Origin of the sequence: Campylobacter armoricus, assembly GCF_013372105.1 — a bacterium.
GTDB lineage: Bacteria > Campylobacterota > Campylobacteria > Campylobacterales > Campylobacteraceae > Campylobacter_D > Campylobacter_D armoricus.
Window position 1 is genome coordinate 1019116 of the sequence record NZ_CP053825.1, and the last position, 16071, is coordinate 1035186.

The 16071-nt window shown below is 27.8% G+C and carries 14 protein-coding genes and 1 pseudogene; 5 read left to right on the top strand and 10 right to left on the bottom strand.

The features are described 5' to 3' along the window. Nucleotides 1-10: 10 nt before the first annotated feature. From CARM_RS05295 to CARM_RS08600, 4 genes and pseudogenes are all read left to right on the top strand, one after another. Entirely contained in the window at nt 11-1138 is a 1128-nt protein-coding gene (locus CARM_RS05295; RefSeq protein WP_139425834.1) for a potassium channel family protein, read from the top strand. 51 nt (nt 1139-1189) lie between these two features. Continuing rightward, entirely contained in the window at nt 1190-1405 is a 216-nt protein-coding gene (locus tag CARM_RS05300; protein ID WP_139425832.1) for an HP1242/YdcH family protein, read from the top strand. 419 nt (nt 1406-1824) lie between these two features. Continuing rightward, nucleotides 1825-2109, top strand: a pseudogene (locus CARM_RS08595) (methyl-accepting chemotaxis protein); the annotation flags it as partial. A 69-nt stretch (nt 2110-2178) separates the two neighbouring features. Further along, the gene (locus CARM_RS08600) at nt 2179-2556 is read left to right on the top strand and encodes a CZB domain-containing protein (RefSeq protein ID WP_412842200.1); all 378 of its coding nucleotides are present in this window, start codon (nt 2179-2181) and stop codon (nt 2554-2556) included. Between the two features lie 28 nt (nt 2557-2584). On the opposite strand, the gene CARM_RS05310 is transcribed toward CARM_RS08600, so the two are convergent. From CARM_RS05310 to groES, 4 genes are all read right to left on the bottom strand, one after another. Further along, complete coding sequence (locus tag CARM_RS05310; RefSeq protein ID WP_236633245.1) at nt 2585-3157, bottom strand: NUDIX domain-containing protein; 573 nt, start codon at nt 3155-3157, stop codon at nt 2585-2587. 16 nt (nt 3158-3173) lie between these two features. Next, entirely contained in the window at nt 3174-4754 is a 1581-nt protein-coding gene (locus CARM_RS05315; RefSeq protein WP_139425826.1) for a DUF262 domain-containing protein, read from the bottom strand. 67 nt (nt 4755-4821) lie between these two features. Beyond that, nucleotides 4822-6459, bottom strand: coding sequence for a chaperonin GroEL (gene groL, locus CARM_RS05320; protein WP_139425824.1), 1638 nt, complete (start codon nt 6457-6459; stop codon nt 4822-4824). Between the two features lie 12 nt (nt 6460-6471). Further along, nucleotides 6472-6732, bottom strand: a complete 261-nt coding sequence (gene groES / locus CARM_RS05325; RefSeq protein ID WP_139425822.1) for a co-chaperone GroES — start codon at nt 6730-6732, stop codon at nt 6472-6474. Nucleotides 6733-6895: 163 nt separating this feature from the next. Between groES and CARM_RS05330 the strand changes: the two genes are divergently transcribed. Continuing rightward, nucleotides 6896-9439: a translocation/assembly module TamB domain-containing protein gene (locus CARM_RS05330; RefSeq protein WP_139425820.1), complete on the top strand. Its 2544-nt coding sequence runs from the start codon at nt 6896-6898 to the stop codon at nt 9437-9439. 29 nt (nt 9440-9468) lie between these two features. Here the strand turns inward: CARM_RS05330 and hpf are convergent, their stop codons facing one another. The 6 genes from hpf to CARM_RS05360 form a co-directional block, all read right to left on the bottom strand. Next, nucleotides 9469-9987, bottom strand: a complete 519-nt coding sequence (gene hpf / locus CARM_RS05335) for a ribosome hibernation-promoting factor, HPF/YfiA family (RefSeq protein WP_139425818.1) — start codon at nt 9985-9987, stop codon at nt 9469-9471. Between the two features lie 78 nt (nt 9988-10065). Next, a complete protein-coding gene (locus CARM_RS05340) occupies nt 10066-10746 on the bottom strand; it encodes an endonuclease III domain-containing protein (RefSeq protein WP_139425816.1) in 681 nt (226 codons plus the stop codon). Further along, nucleotides 10743-13682, bottom strand: coding sequence for a transcription-repair coupling factor (gene mfd / locus CARM_RS05345; protein WP_139425814.1), 2940 nt, complete (start codon nt 13680-13682; stop codon nt 10743-10745). The genes CARM_RS05340 and mfd overlap by 4 nt, the downstream gene beginning before the upstream one ends. Next, nucleotides 13672-14076, bottom strand: coding sequence for a bactofilin family protein (locus CARM_RS05350; protein ID WP_139425811.1), 405 nt, complete (start codon nt 14074-14076; stop codon nt 13672-13674). Before CARM_RS05350 ends, mfd begins: the two co-directional genes overlap by 11 nt. Beyond that, on the bottom strand, nt 14004-14915 hold the full coding sequence (locus CARM_RS05355) for a M23 family metallopeptidase (protein ID WP_236103577.1): 912 nt from the start codon (nt 14913-14915) through the stop codon (nt 14004-14006). Before CARM_RS05355 ends, CARM_RS05350 begins: the two co-directional genes overlap by 73 nt. Continuing rightward, a complete protein-coding gene (locus CARM_RS05360; RefSeq protein WP_139425807.1) occupies nt 14902-16071 on the bottom strand; it encodes a Mur ligase family protein in 1170 nt (389 codons plus the stop codon). The genes CARM_RS05355 and CARM_RS05360 overlap by 14 nt, the downstream gene beginning before the upstream one ends.

The following is a 16071-nucleotide window of genomic DNA, read 5'->3' on the forward strand; positions in this document are numbered from 1 at the left end:
AGGAATTGTTATGTCTTTTTTGAAAAAGCTACAAAAATTCCTCAATTGGTCTCCCTCCCCAAAACCTTCAATTAATCTCAACGATGAACTTTACGAGCAGCTTAAATTTCTAAGAATCCCTCTCATTGCTGTTGTAATGATGACATTAATTGGAGCTTTTGGCTATATGCTCACAAGTAATTACAACCTTAACGATGCTATTTATCAAGCTGGTATGACTTTCACTACTTTGGGTTATACAGAGGTAAATCCTATACCAACTGCAGGTAGAATTTTCACCGTTATATATGTATTATTGACTTTTACAATTTTTACCTTTTGTATGGGTTTGGTAATAGAAATAGTTAAAAAAGGTATTTTATCCAAAATCATCAAGGAAAGAAGAATGCTTCATAAAGTTGCAAGATTAAAAAATCATTTTGTAATATGCTATCATAATGATTTTACTATAGAATTAGCACAGCAATTTAGAGAAAATCATATTCCTTTTGTTGTCGTAGATGAGATTGAAAATTTTAGTGAAATAGCTGAAAAATATAATTATCCTTATTATATAGAAAGTGCTCCTCATACTAATATAGCTTTTTTAAAAACAAATCTTTCTAGTGCAAAAGGTGTAATAACACTTAGCAATAACATAGCAGATAATATCGCTATCATTGCCTCAGTAAGACTATTTGAAAAAGAATTACAAAGAATTAACCCTTATTTTATTCTTGCTAGTTCAAGTAATGAGGATGAAACAGAAAAGCTTAAAAAACTTGGAGCAAATTCTATAGTTTCTGCCACAAAATTAGTTGCACAAAGACTTAGTGCAATGTCGGCAAGACCGGATATGGAAAATTTATTAGAAAATTATCTTTATAAAAAAAATAGCCCCATTGACTTAGAAGAAATCAAAATTCCAGATGAATCTTGGGTTAGATTTAAAAGATTAAAAGAAATCCATCTAAGAGATATGGCAAATGTAAGTATAGTAGGAATCATTGAAAATAAAAAATTTACACCTATGCCAAGAGGCGATACTCTCATTGGAACTGGTGCAAAGCTATTAATAGTAGGAACAGCCGATAGTATAAAGATAGCTAAAAAAATCATAAAAAATAAACAAAAACCTGATGAATTAAAATACATTTAATATATTTTAATTTATAATTCATTTTATAAATTTTTGGAAAAGGAGATGTAAATGCTACATGAATTTAGAGATCTAATCACTGAGCTAAAAGGCAAAGATATGCATTTTGACAAGTTATTTGATGAACACAACGAGCTTGATCACAAAATTAAAGATGCAGAAGAAGGTAGAATTCATTTAGATAGCTTAGAAATAGCAAATTTAAAAAAAGAAAAACTAAAATTGAAAGATGAGTTAAACACCTATTTAACAAATTACAAAAAATAAATCCCCCCCCCCCGAAAGGAATTTTTATCATGTTTAAAAGTAAAATTTCACTAGAATTAGAGGAAATGAAGAGTAAGATAGAAGCTTTAGAGGAAGAAAACAAAAGACTTCTTTTAGAAAAACAAGAACTAATTGAAAAATACGAAAAAGAAATTCAAGATGATTGTGGAAAAACTGATCTAGAAACCCATCTTTTGGAAATGCTTTTAACCGGAGTTTTGAAAGGGATATCTGGGGTGCAAGGTGATATGCAAGAAAATGTTAATAAAGCAGAAATGATATCTCAATATTCTGATTCTTCTTTAGAAGATATACAAGAATTAAACTCTATTACCCAATCTATCATATCTTCACTTCAAAGCATCATAGAATCAGCAAATCGTTCAAGAGATACAGCCGGAAATTTACATCGTAGTGTTGATGAAATCACAAATGTCATCAATTTAATTAAAGATGTGTCTGATCAAACAAATCTTTTAGCATTAAATGCTGCTATAGAAGCCGCTCGTGCAGGAGAACATGGTAGAGGCTTTGCTGTTGTTGCTGATGAAGTTAGAAAACTTGCCGAAAAAACTCAAAAAGCAACTTCGGAAGTTGAATTAAACATCAATTTGCTAAAACAAAACGCGGATGAAATGTATGGTCAAAGCGAACAAGTGGAAAAAGTATCACTTGAGTCAAATGAACATATTGTTCAATTTTCAAACAAATTTACACAACTTATTTCTAACGCAAACTCAACAAGTTCTCATGCAAAACGAATCACATCTGAAATTTTTGTTTCCTTAGCAAAATTAGATCATGTTGCATTTAAATTAAATGGTTACAATGAAATCATTCATGCCTCAGGTAAAGCACTATCTGATCATTTAAGTTGTAGACTTGCAAAATGGATTGCAGGTGTAGGTAAGGAAAGATTTTCTAGTGGTAGATCTTTTGGAAAACTTAATCTCCCTCATCAAAAAGTACATGAAAACATTAACCAAGCAATTACATTGGCTCACGAAGAAGATACAGCTAATAAATTAGTTCAAAATCAAATACTTGATAAATGTTCTAATGCTGAAAAAGCTTCAGAAGATTTGTTTAATGTTTTCAAAGAAATGCTTGATGAAAAAGATGCTAGCATTGAAAATAAAGAGGATAAATAATTTTAAATTTTTTAAAAAAGCAAGAAAATCATTTCTTGCTTATAAACCACAAATACGCATATTCAAGTAGAGATGTTTTTATAAGATTTTCCTTTGAAAATTGACTAAAATCTTTTCTTTTTACCCATACTGCTTGAATATCTTCTCCATCAACTCCACCACCATTGCTAATTTTATCTTTCTCATTAATTTCAGCATAAAATAAAAATTGCCTACTCACACCAGAACCAAATCCTGTGTAAAACTCTCCTATTTTCTCCATAATTTTGGGTGCATAGCCTAATTCTTCTATGCACTCTTCTTTAGCTATTTCTTCTAAACTTAAATTTTTATCTACAAGTCCAGAACAAAGTTCTATACTATATCCCATCTCATCTACTTGCAAATTATTGCGTCTTTGATACTCCCATAAAGGGATTCTAAATTGCTTTACAAAAACAAACGAATCTTTTTGACTATGATATAAAAAAATAGAAACACTATCCATTGCTTCTATAAAATCCCAAGTATATTTTTTACCATCTTTACCTATATAAGTATATCTTTTTGGTTTAATGTATTTTGAATTGTAAAATTGTTCTTCTTGTAAATTTTTCACTATATAATACCTTTTGCAATTAAATTCTTTTTAAAATTTCTTCGGCTAACATATTAGCTCTTTTATCTAAAAACAAACTATAATCCTCAAAATCATCATATATAATAAAATGAGACTTCAATGCCTCTTCGATATTACTATTTTCTTTTTCAAAATCTTTTATATATTCTTGAGGATTTCTATCTCTTATAACTCTTTTATTTAAATAATCATCCACTAGTGTTATGTTGGCTAATGCATTTGCATTATCAGTATTATTTATTCTTTTCAAATATGCTTTCGGAAAAAAATGATGATAATTTTTAGAAGAAGCTATACTAAGATAAGAATTATCCAGTCTTACTTTTGAATTATCACTAAATTTTTTAGGTTCATTATAAGCTAATATACAAAGAACTGCTTTATTAAAAGCATTTGATGATGAAAAATCTTCTTTTAAAAGTTCAACAAAATAATCCTTTTGTTTGTTTTGCAATGGTAATTCTTTATCAAAATTTACGTTTATATTGTTTTTGATATTTTCAATTATTTTTATATCAGAGTTTAATTTACTTTCAACAGAAGAAGAAAACCTCCAACTGATTGCACATCTAAAAAAATATCTTTCAATCTGTTTTAATTGAGTATTAGTTGGAGGTTTAAAATTATTAATTCTATAAAAATAGGCAATTGGAACTATTAAAACATAATAAGGTAAAAGTTTTGATACTTCTATTTTAAAATAATCTCTTATTTTATCGATTGCTAATTTTAATGCCTTAATTGCATCGTCCCATTCATTTATAAATTGATTTTTATTTATGGATAAAATTGCACTCGTTTTAGAATTCTTTGTTAAATTTAAAGATATTAATTGCAAAACAATAGTTTTGTTTTCAGCTATTGTTTCATATGCACTAACTTCCAATTCTCTTATAAGATTATTATAGCTATCCTCTAAATCAAATTTTTTATTTTCATCGTAGACTTTAGCATTCATTATTTCAAATAATGTCAAATCTTTTCCAGTTGTATTAATTCTTGTAAAAATTTCAGTTATTCTTTCTATAGAAGCATCATCAATCTCTATGGTTGAAAATTCATACGAACTTATCCATTTTCTTAATTTATCTATTTTATCTAGGTCTTTACTAAAATTATTTACCAAATCCACAATAGAGGCATTCATTAAATCATAAAAACTTATACAACTTCCTTCTCCTTTTTCTATACTGCAAATTTCTTCATTTGTTTCAAGTTTATCCAAATTAATATAGAGTTCTTTATAATCTTCTTTTCCTACTGAAACACCATTTATTGCAAGATATAGCGAAGTCATTCTTTGTTGACCATCTAAAACATATAAAACAAAATCACCTTCTTTTGTATCATTTAAAAAGTGGTTACCAATTTTTTTTAATGATCTTAACCTTTCTTTGGTTTTCCATAAAATAAAACTTCCTATAGGAAATCCCTTGATTAAGCTATCAATTAATTTAGCAACTTGTTCTTTTTTCCATACAAAATCCCTTTGAAATTTTGGAATTTGATAAAAACCTTCATTTATATTTCTAACTATATCTTCATACTTTCTTGTAATAGGTTTTGGTTGAATAGGCATTTTAACCTCTAGAGATAGTGCAAATAAAGCAAGGAAAATCCTTGCTTTTAAAAATCAGGAGAGCGACTTACATCATACCGCCCATACCTCCCATACCGCCCATTCCACTCATATCAGGCATAGCAGGTTTATCTTCTTTAATCTCACTAATTGTCGCTTCGGTTGTTAAAAGCATGCTAGCTACTGAAACTGCATTAAGTAAAGCTACTCTTTCTACTTTTACAGGATCAATAATACCGCTTTCAAGCATATTTACATACTCACCTTTTGCAGCATCAAATCCAGTGTTTTCTTCTTTACTATTTTCTACTGTATTTACAACTACACCAGCATCAAACCCAGCATTTTCAGCAATTTGTCTTAAAGGCGCTCTTAATGCTCTTTCTACAATGGCCGCACCAATAGCCTCATCACCTTGTAAATTTAGACTAATTTTTGATTTTGCTTTGATTAATGCAGCACCACCACCTATTACTATACCTTCTTCAACAGCAGCTTTTGTAGCACTTAATGCATCATCAACTCTATCTTTCTTCTCTTTCATTTCAGTTTCTGTAGCAGCGCCAACTTTAATCACAGCCACACCACCGCTTAATTTAGCTAATCTTTCTTGTAATTTTTCTCTATCATAATCTGAACTTGTTTCAGCAATTTGAGCTTTGATTTGATTAATTCTTGCATCAATATTTGCTTTTTCACCAGCACCATTTACAATAGTTGTATTATCTTTATCAATAATTACACTTGAAGCTTGACCTAAATCTTGAATGCTAGCACTTTCCAAAGTTCTTCCAAGCTCTTCAGAAATAACCTCACCACCTGTTAAAATAGCAATATCTTCAAGCATAGCTTTTCTTCTATCACCAAAACCAGGAGCTTTAACTGCTGAAATATTTAACACACCTCTTAATTTATTTACAACTAAAGTTGCTAAAGCTTCACCTTCAATGTCTTCAGCTATAATTAAAAGTGGTTTGCCCGTTTTTTGAATTTGCTCTAAAATTGGTAATAAATCTTTTAAATTAGCAATTTTTTTATCAAACAATAAAATAAATGGACTTTGTAACTCAGCAGTCATTTTTTCAGTATTTGTAATGAAATATGGGCTTAAATAACCTCTATCAAATTGCATACCTTCAACTACATTTAATTCATCATTAATTGATTTTGCTTCCTCAACGGTAATAACACCATCTTTTCCAACTTTTTCCATAGCATCAGCAATTAAACTTCCAATTTTTTCATCTGAATTTGCAGAAATTGTAGCAACTTGTGCAATTTCTTTTTTATCTTTAACTTCACGAGAAAGTTTTTTAAGTTCTGCTACTACAGCTTCGCAAGCTTTGTCCATACCGCGTTTTACTTCGATAGGATTTGCTCCAGCTGTAATATTTCTTAAACCTTCTTTAAAAATTGCATGTGCTAAAACTGTTGCTGTTGTTGTTCCATCACCTGCTTGGTCAGCTGTTTTACTAGCTACTTCTCTTACCAAAGAAGCTCCCATATTTTCAAGGCTATCTTTAAGCTCTACTTCTTTAGCCACACTAACACCATCTTTTGTTATACTAGGAGCACCAAAGCTTTTTTGAATTAGCACATTGCGACCGCGTGGCCCCATAGTTACTTTTACTGCGTCGTTTAGTTTTTTAACGCCTTCATAGAGTTTATTTCTTGCTTCGTCTGAAAAAAATATTTCTTTTGCCATTTTTATCTCCTTTTATTTTATAATACCCAAAATATCATCAATACTTAAAACTAGATATTCTTCATTATCAAGTTTAATTTCTGTTCCGCCGTATTTTGCAAACATTACTTTATCGCCAGTTTTAATATCTTCTACTTCTTTACTTACTGCAACAACTTCACCATTTAATGGTTTTTCTTTAGCATTATCTGGTATAATAATTCCAGAAGCAGTAGTTTTCATCTCTTCTAAGCGTTTTATCAAAACACGCTTTCCTAAAGGTTGAAAATTCATTTTATATCCTTTCTTAATTGAATTATTCTTAGCACTCTTTATTTTTGAGTGATAGAATTATACATAAAAGAAAGTTAATTGTCAATAAATTAAGTAGAATGTATAATATAAGTTTAGTCTATATAACTAAAATTATATGATATATCATTATAAAGGTTGATTTATGAAAAAGTTTTTTTACATTTTTACAGGAATATTGTGTTTAATACTACTAAGTATTTATGTTTTGATTTTTACTAGTATAGGTAATGCATTTTTAAAACCAAAGATTGAAAATCTTATAGCTGAAAAAAGTGGATTAAATGTTAAATTTAATACCTTTAAAATAAATTTTTCATCACTTGATATTAAAGCGGATATAGATGATAAATTTTTTGCAAATATTGATGGTGTTATTTCACCTATAAAATTAAGATTTGATTTAAATTATCTTTTAGGTTTAAAACAAAATTATATTCAAGAATTAGGGCTAAAAAGTGATAAAGATTTTACTTTTAAAGGAAAAGTTTTAGGAAAAAGTAACAATTTTGATATTGAAGGGAGTGGATTTTTATTTAACTCCAATCTTAGTTTAAATGCAAAAATTATTGATTATTCACCACTTAATCTTAAATTCCTAGGAAAAGATATAGATATTGCACAAATATTCGATTTTGTTTCTCTTCCAAGATATGCTCAAGGAAAAATTAGTATTATCAGTGATATTCAAGCTAAAGACCTAAAGCCAAATGGTAATGCCTTAATCAACTTTTATACAAGTTCTATTAATAAGGCTTTAATCGAAAAAGATTTTAATATTACTTTACCAAAACAAAGCTACATTAAAGGTGAGATAAGATCGCTAATACAAGATAATCAGATTATATCAAAAAGTGAAATTTTAAGTAATTTTCTCAATTTCTATACACAAAAAAGTATTTATGATTTACAAAAACAAATCTTCACTAGTGATTTTGACATAAAATTAGATGATTTGGATCAATTTTCAACTATAGCTAAAATGAAACTTCAAGGCAAAAGTCAAATTCAAGGCGATATGATTTTTGCAAACAACCAATTTCAAAAGTTAAATGCTAATTTATTTGGTTTTGGTGGTAATCTAAAAGCTATGTTAGAAAATAACAATCTAAATATCAATACAACAAACATAGAAGTAGCTGAACTTTTAAGAACAATATCTATGCCTGCTTTTATAGAATCTAAATTAATTTTAGAACTAAAAACACAAGGTTTGGATTTTAAAAACTTTGATTTAACAAGTCAATTAAACAAAGCAAAAATCAATATTTTAGAATTTAAAAAACTTACTAATTTAGATTTTCCATCAACAACTTTCACATTACAAGCTAAAGCAAATGCAAAAAATTCTTTGATTGATTATGAAGCCTTGCTTGATTCAAATATAGCAAAAATACCTCAATTAAAAGGTTCATACAATCTTGTAAATCAAGATTTAAAAGCACAAATTAGCGCTTTTGTAGATAATCTTAATAAATTAAAACCTTTAACCAAACAAGATCTTAACGGACCACTAAATCTAGATGCTAAAGTTAATCTCAAAGCAAATCAAATTCAAAATATAGATGCAAACATAAAAATTATGCAAGGTATCATCAATGCTAAATCTAATGGCAAAACCTTACAAGCTAAAATAGAAAATGTAAAACTAGAACAACTTTTCCCTTTAATAGGACAAAAAGTTTTAGCATTTGGAGATATAAATGCTGATGTAAATTTAGATTCTCTTGACTTTAAAAACATTAATGGTGATTTTAAAGCAAATATAAATTCTTCTTTTAACGAAGTAGAATTATCTAAGCTTTTAGAGAAAAAATTTCCAAAAAACACTTCTGCCAAAATCAATCTTGATGGAAAAATTTCCAAATCAATCATTGATTTTAATGCTAAAGCTCTAAGTTCTTTTGCTAATATAAATTCTTTTAAAGGAAAATTTGATATTAATCAAATGAATCTAATAAGCACTTATGATATTTCTTTACAAGATTTCTCAACACTTGGCTTTTTAGTTGATAGAAATTTAAAAGGTAAAGCTGATTTTGAAGGAAGATTTGATTTTAAAAATGCTTTACTTGATGCAAGTATTAATAGTGAAAATATTTTTAACGGAAAATTAAATGCTACCTTAAAAAACAATATCTTCAATGCCAAAATGCAAAATATTGATCTTTCAAATCTTGCTCAAAGCTTGGATTTACCTGATTATTATCAAGCAAGATCAAATTTAAACATTGATTATAATCTTTTAAAAGAAAGTGGTGTAGTGCTAATCAATTTAGCTGATGGAAAACTTAAAAAAAATCTTATAACTAATGCTTTAATGATACTTTTGCAAAAAGATATAACTCAAGATGTATATCGCAACGGTGAAGCTAAAATAAATATCAATAAAAATCTTATAGATTTAAATTTAAACCTAGTAGCTGATAGAAGTAATATAAACATCAGCAAAGGCAAAGTTGATACAAAAAGTACTAAATTAAACATTCCTTTCAATATCATCATCGATAGAGCAAATTTCAAAGGAATTATAAAAGAAACAACACAAGATCCTAAAGTAAGTCTTGATACAAAAAGTGTTGTAAATTCTATTGTTAATACAATAGGTGGAAATGCTAGTGATGGTGCTAAAAATACGGGTAAAAAAGTAGATCAAGCAATTGATAAAATATTTAATAAAATATTTTAATTAATCTAGCCTTAAAAGGCTAGATCTTTTTAAAACAAGCCAAATTTGCCATCTTTTTTCTTAAATAACACTCTCATTTTTGCATCAATATCATTAAAAACTAAAAATATATCCTTGCTTGCTTTTAGTTTTTCTAGTGCTTCTTCGATTTCTAAAGGCTTATATAACTCAAGCTCCATAGGAATTATTTCATCTTCTTCAACTACACTTGGCAACACCAAATTTTCTTTTATTTCATCTTGGTGTTTATGAGTAATATTTTTATCATGCAATCTTCTTAAAACTTTAGAAATTCTATCAATAGCTAAATCTATCGCAGCATATAAATCTTTATCTTTTTGTTTAACCACAACAGTGTTAATACCTGCTAGATTAATACTAAATTCAGCCCAAAATCCTTTTTTTCCATGTCTTTCATCTGCACTTATCACGCAGCGTGCAGAGATTATATCTAAGCCATATTTACCTAACGCATCAAAGCTTTTTTCTACATATTCTTTGATAGATTCTGTTAGCTCGAATTGTTTTCCAACTATACTTGTATTCATTATCTCTCCTTTTCATGAAGTTAGATACATTATAGCACTTTAATCATAAGAAATTCGCTTTTTAAATAAAAAATAAATTTAAAATTTTAAAGGGTCTAATATAGCGGTAGCCTCTAAAGAAAGTTTTTTACCTTGAAAGTGCATTTTACAAAATGAAACAATTAGAGCATGAAAAATCTGATAAAGTTCATATAATTGATATTCTTTTTTTAGCAAAGTATTTAGTTTTTGTTGATTTTTAGCTATATCTTTTTTAAAAAATCCCGACAAATCGTCATAATTTTGATATTCATATCCTAAATAACTAGCTATTCTTGCACTATAAGCATCCACCACTAAAACTTCTCTTTTACAAATATAACTTAAAATTCCATCTACACTTTCTTGTCCAAAGCCCTTAATACTCAAAAGCCACTCTCTATCTACTTGTTCTTTAAAGCTATCAAAAGAATTAAAATCTTGGAAATATTTTTGAGTGAAATTTTTAATATATTTTGCTTTGGTATTATAAAATCCGCTTGGTTTTATTAAAAGTGCTAAATCTTGTGTGCTTAAATTTGACAAATCTTCTATCTTTGTAATATTTGCTTGTTTTAAATTCTCCAAAGATTTTAATACATTCTTCCAGTTTGTATTTTGAGTCAAAACTACAGAAATTAAAATTTCAAACTCACTTAGATTATTACCTTCCAACCAATCAAAATCTTTATATTTAATATTTGCATAAATTAAAGTTTTAAAAATTTCATATCCGCTCATACTTTTTCACTCTTTCTTAAATGCATCAATGCAGCTTCAATCACATCATCATCATCTTTGCTTTTTGCCTTGATAACTTCTTTACTCTCATCATCTTTTACAAAACAAATGTTTTGTTCATAATTACTTATTAATTTATAATGCTTACTAGCTAAAATTTTTATAATGATTAAATCTAAAAACTGCTTAGTGAAAATATCAGGTCTACCAAAACGATCATTCATCTCACTTTCTATCTCATATACTTCATTTACACTAATGCATTTGCTAAGCCTTCTATAAAGTTCTAATCGCAAGCGATCCTCACTGATATATTCACTATTTAAAAAGGCATTAATATTAAGTTTTAGATCTATTTTTTTCTCTTTAATTTCTTCTTTTTTACTAAGTTTATTAATTTCATCTTCTAACATTTTAAGATACAAACTATAGCCAATTTGCTCTATATGACCACTTTGATCCACACCTAATAAATTTCCACCACCACGAATTTCTAAATCATGATAAGCAAGCACGCTTCCTGAGCCTAAATAAGAATTGCTTTCTAAACTTGTAAGTCTTTTTAAAGAATCTTGTGTGATTTTTTCTTTATTTTCAATTAAAAAATAACAATAACCTTGTTTAGCACTACGCCCTACTCGTCCTCTAAGCTGATGTAAATCAGCCATACCAAAACGATCTGAATTTTCAACTATAATAGTATTTGCATTTGCTAGATCAATACCACTTTCTACTATAGAAGTACAAAGCAATAAATCATAACCTTTGTTTTCAAATTTAATCATCTCTTCTTCAGTGGTTTTTGCATCAATTTTTGAATGCAAGATTAAAATTTTTAAATTGGGAAATAAATCCAAAAGATATTTTTTACATCCATCAATACTTGCTATATGATTGTGAATATAAAAAATTTGTCCTGCTCTTCTTAATTCTCTAGAAATAGCTTCTTTAATTAAAGCATCATTGCTTTCTCTAACAAAGGTACGCACATCCAAACGATCCTCAGGTGGGGTTTGTAAAACACTATATGATTTTAAAGAACTAAGAGCTTGATTTAAACTTCTTGGTATTGGTGTGGCTGACATAGAAAGAATATGTGAATTCTTGCTTAACTCTTTGAGCTTTTCTTTTTGTTTTACACCAAATTTGTGTTCTTCATCTATCACAACTAAACCTAAATTTTCACACTCAACCCCTAAAAGAGAATGCGTACCAACCACCACACAAGGCTTATTTTCTTTTAAAATTTGTAAAATTTGTTTTTTTTCTTTTGAGCTTGTAAAACGATCTAGCTTAAAAACATCAATTTCAAAAGGATTAAATCTTTTTTTTAAAGTTTTATAATGTTGCGAAGAAAGCAAAGTAGTAGGCACAAAAAATAATGCTGTAAAATTGCTCTTAATGCAAGTAAAAATAGCATTCATAGCAATTTCTGTTTTTCCAAAACCCACATCACCACTTAACAATCTATCCATCACACGAGAACTTTTAAGATCTTGACTAATTTCTTTACATACTATCTCTTGATCTTTGGTGTATAAAAAACCTGCCTTGTTTATAAATTCATCTTGTAATTTTTCAGATATATCCAAAACTTTAGCCTTAATCAAAGCCCTAGCAGCAGCCAAAGAGACTATATTAGAAGCAATGGCAAATAATTTTTCTTTCAATCTTTCTTTTAATTTTAAAAAACTTCCCTTGCCAAGCTTATCAAGCAAAGGCACGCCACCACTTGCACCAATATATTTATCAATCATATATAAATTTTCAACAGGCAATAAAAGCTTATCATTATTTAAATATCCAAGAGCGACAAATTCTTTTTTTGCACCTGCTATCACAATAATTTCAAGCCCTAAAAATTTAGCTATACCATAATCTTCATGCACAACATAATCACCCACTCTAAGCTCATCTATAACTAAACTTGCCTTTCTAACTCTTTTGTTTTTTTCTTTTTTATTTAAAGAAATAATAAGTTCTTTTGGAGTGATTAGATTTACTCTTTCCTGAGATATTTTTAATTTAATATTTGAAAATTCTTGTAAATTTAAAACCTTAAATAAAGCTTCATTTTTAGCTAAAATTACAATTTGTTTGTCTTTGTGAAAATTAAAAAAATCATAATTATAAGTGCTCACTAAATCTTTACATAATCTTGGTTCTGGCAAGACATTTTGATTAATTTTATTGATATTTTTTTCATAGTCTTGTTCGTCAAATTTTTTTATACTTACAAAATTTAAATTTAAATAATCATAAAAATCATCAATACACCAAAATCCTAAAGAATTAACATCATTGATAATACTTTGGCTTTGAAAATTTTGAATTTTTTCTTGCAAAATATTATATTGTTCTTGAGTAAAACTACTTAAAAAAGGACAAATTTCAATACTAGAAAGTTCATTTGGAATTGATTTTTGACTATGTGTATCAAAATATCTTATACTTTCTATTTCATCAGAAAAAAGTAAAATTCTAAAGGGATATTCTTCGTTAATTGCAAAAATATCTATAATATCTCCGCGTATTGAAATTTCACCCTTATCTTGAACAATATCTACAAACTCATAACCACAATGTAAAATTTCTTCTTTAAATTTCTCCAAAATCAAAAGCGAATTTTTTTTCAAAGTGATATTTTTTAAGTTTTTTTTGCCTGGTAATTTTTGCAAAATTGTTTTTATAGGAGAGATTAAAATTTTTTTCTCATTTTCTTTATGATATGCATTTAACACTTTGCAAATTTCAAAAAGTTCTTTAGAAAAAGATCGCAAATCACTACCAAATTCTGCTCTAAAATCAGGCAAAACAAAAGTTGTAAATTTCAAAAAGAAGCAAACTTGAGCTAATTCATCTGCTTCCTTGTCGTTTTCACAAATTACTAAATCGGTTTTGTTGCTTAATAAATATTCATATAATTTAGCTTGCATCTTCTGTATTTTCTATACTCACATCAATAGCTGCAAGTTCTTCATCTTTTTCAATTATTTTACTACTTCCATTAAATTTTCCGCCATTTTCTATGCTTAATTGCTTAACTATGATATTACCATTAAGCACTCCACCAGATAGAATTTCTAAAGAATCAACTTGCATTTCTCCTTCAAAAACTCCATTAATTACAATTTTACTTGCTTTAACTTGTCCTTTTAAAACACCACTTTTGCCTATAACAATCACATTTGAAGAATTAATTACGCCTGTAATCTCTCCATCTAAATGAAGCATAGAATCAAAATAAAATTTACCTTCTATTTTTGCGCCGTTTGAAATGACTGTAGTTTCGGATACTGAAGCAATAGAGCCTTTATTAAAGATTGCCATGGAACTCTCCTTTCTTTATCAAAAATTTGTTCATAATTTTTTCTATTTAAGTCTATAAAAATTTTAGGATCTAATAATTTATTAATAAATCTAACTTCATAATGCAAATGCGGACCAGTAGAAAGTCCTGTATTTCCTGTATAGCCCAATAAGTCTCCTTTTTTAACAAACTGACCCGCCTTCACAACATCTTGTCGAGACATATGAGCATAAACTGTTTTAAAACCAAAATTATGTATCAAAATAACTGAATAACCATAACCATTATTACTATATGCGGCATATTCAACCACCCCATTCGCAGGAGCATAGATAGGTGTTTTTAAAGCCGCCCTTAAATCAATACCAGGGTGAAATTCTTTTTTATTTAATATAGGATGATGACGCCACCCAAAATTACCCGTAATTCCATTATCCTCTATCACATGTCCATTTGGAATTTGAGTTAAAAACAAATAAGCTTGGTCATTTGTTAGTTTAATCTTTTCTAATCTTTCAGGTATATCTAAACTCTCATCTTGTTTCAACCCTAAATTATCTTCTATATTTGCTAATTGAGTTTGGAGTTCATCATATAAAGTTGTTTTTTCTTCTAGACTTTTTTGCATACTTTCATTTTGAGAAAACAATTTAGTATTTTTTGCCAATAAAGCATCTTGTTCTTTTATAAGCTCTGTTCTTTTTTCTGCTAAATAATTAATATACAAAGCACCCATAACAATAACAACAAACACAAAAGAAGTAAAATAAATAATTACTTTTTTTATTATTTGACTTAATAAAAAATGTCTAGAACCATTTACATCTGTAATGGTTAATGTAAATTTATCTTTCATTATAGCCTCTTAAAAAATTCTCTACCAAAATAAAAGAACCAAAAACTAAATACAATTCATCTTTATTAATTTCTTTAAATTTTTGATATTTTATATTTAATTTTTCTAAATTTGCTAACAAATTAACACCTGCTAAAGCTCTATCTTTGCTTTCATATTCAAAAATTTCTACAATTTTTACAATAGACTTTAAAGCTTTTAAAATTTTATAAGAATCTTTATCTAAAAAGCAATTATAAACTAAATGAACTTTTTTTTCCTTGAAAATTTCAGCTAAAGCCAAAGCTGCCATCTCATTATGTCCAACATCAATAAATATATTTTCACTAATTTGCTCACATCTTCCTCTTAAATCAAGCTTTGGTAAAAATTCCAAGCATTTAATCAGTTCTTCTTCATTTTTATCACAAATTTTAGAAAAAGCTTCTAATGCAAGCAAGAGATTATCTTTTAAAAAAAATACTAAATTATTTTTAGATGTATATTCTTGAGCTTTTGAATAAATTTTTTTATTTTTATATAAAAAACTTATATCAAGATGTGCATTTTTCAATCTTGCAATTTTTTTAGCCATATTAATCACTATTTGTTCTTGTTTAGCACTAACTAGGGCTTTACCACTCATTGCTTTTAATTTAGTTCTTGCTATATCTTGTAAATTCCTACCTAGCAAATCTTGATGATCAAAACCTATGTTAGTAAAAATACTAAAATCGATTTCAAAAACACTAGTTGCGTCATATTCTCCACCAACTCCAGCTTCTAAGACAACAAAATCACAATCTTTAAAAACAAAAAAAGCTAAAAATGTAGCATATTCAAAATAGCTAAGCCTTTCAACATCATCCAAAAAAACATTATTTAAATTTTCATGAGCTTTTTCTAAAAGTTTGTTGTTTGCAATTTTACCATTTAACCAAAATCTCTCATTAAAATCAAATATGTGTGGACTACTATAATGCCCAACCTTATATCCTTGATTTAATAACAAAAGTGCTAAAAACCTACCTGTACTTCCTTTACCATTAGTTCCGATGATTTGAATATTTCTAGTTTTTGGAAGATATTTTTTGTATTTTTCATACATAGCAAGCATAAAAAAGCGATTAATTTTTTTTGCATATATGCTTTTACTAGATAATGTTTGCTGGAATTTCAT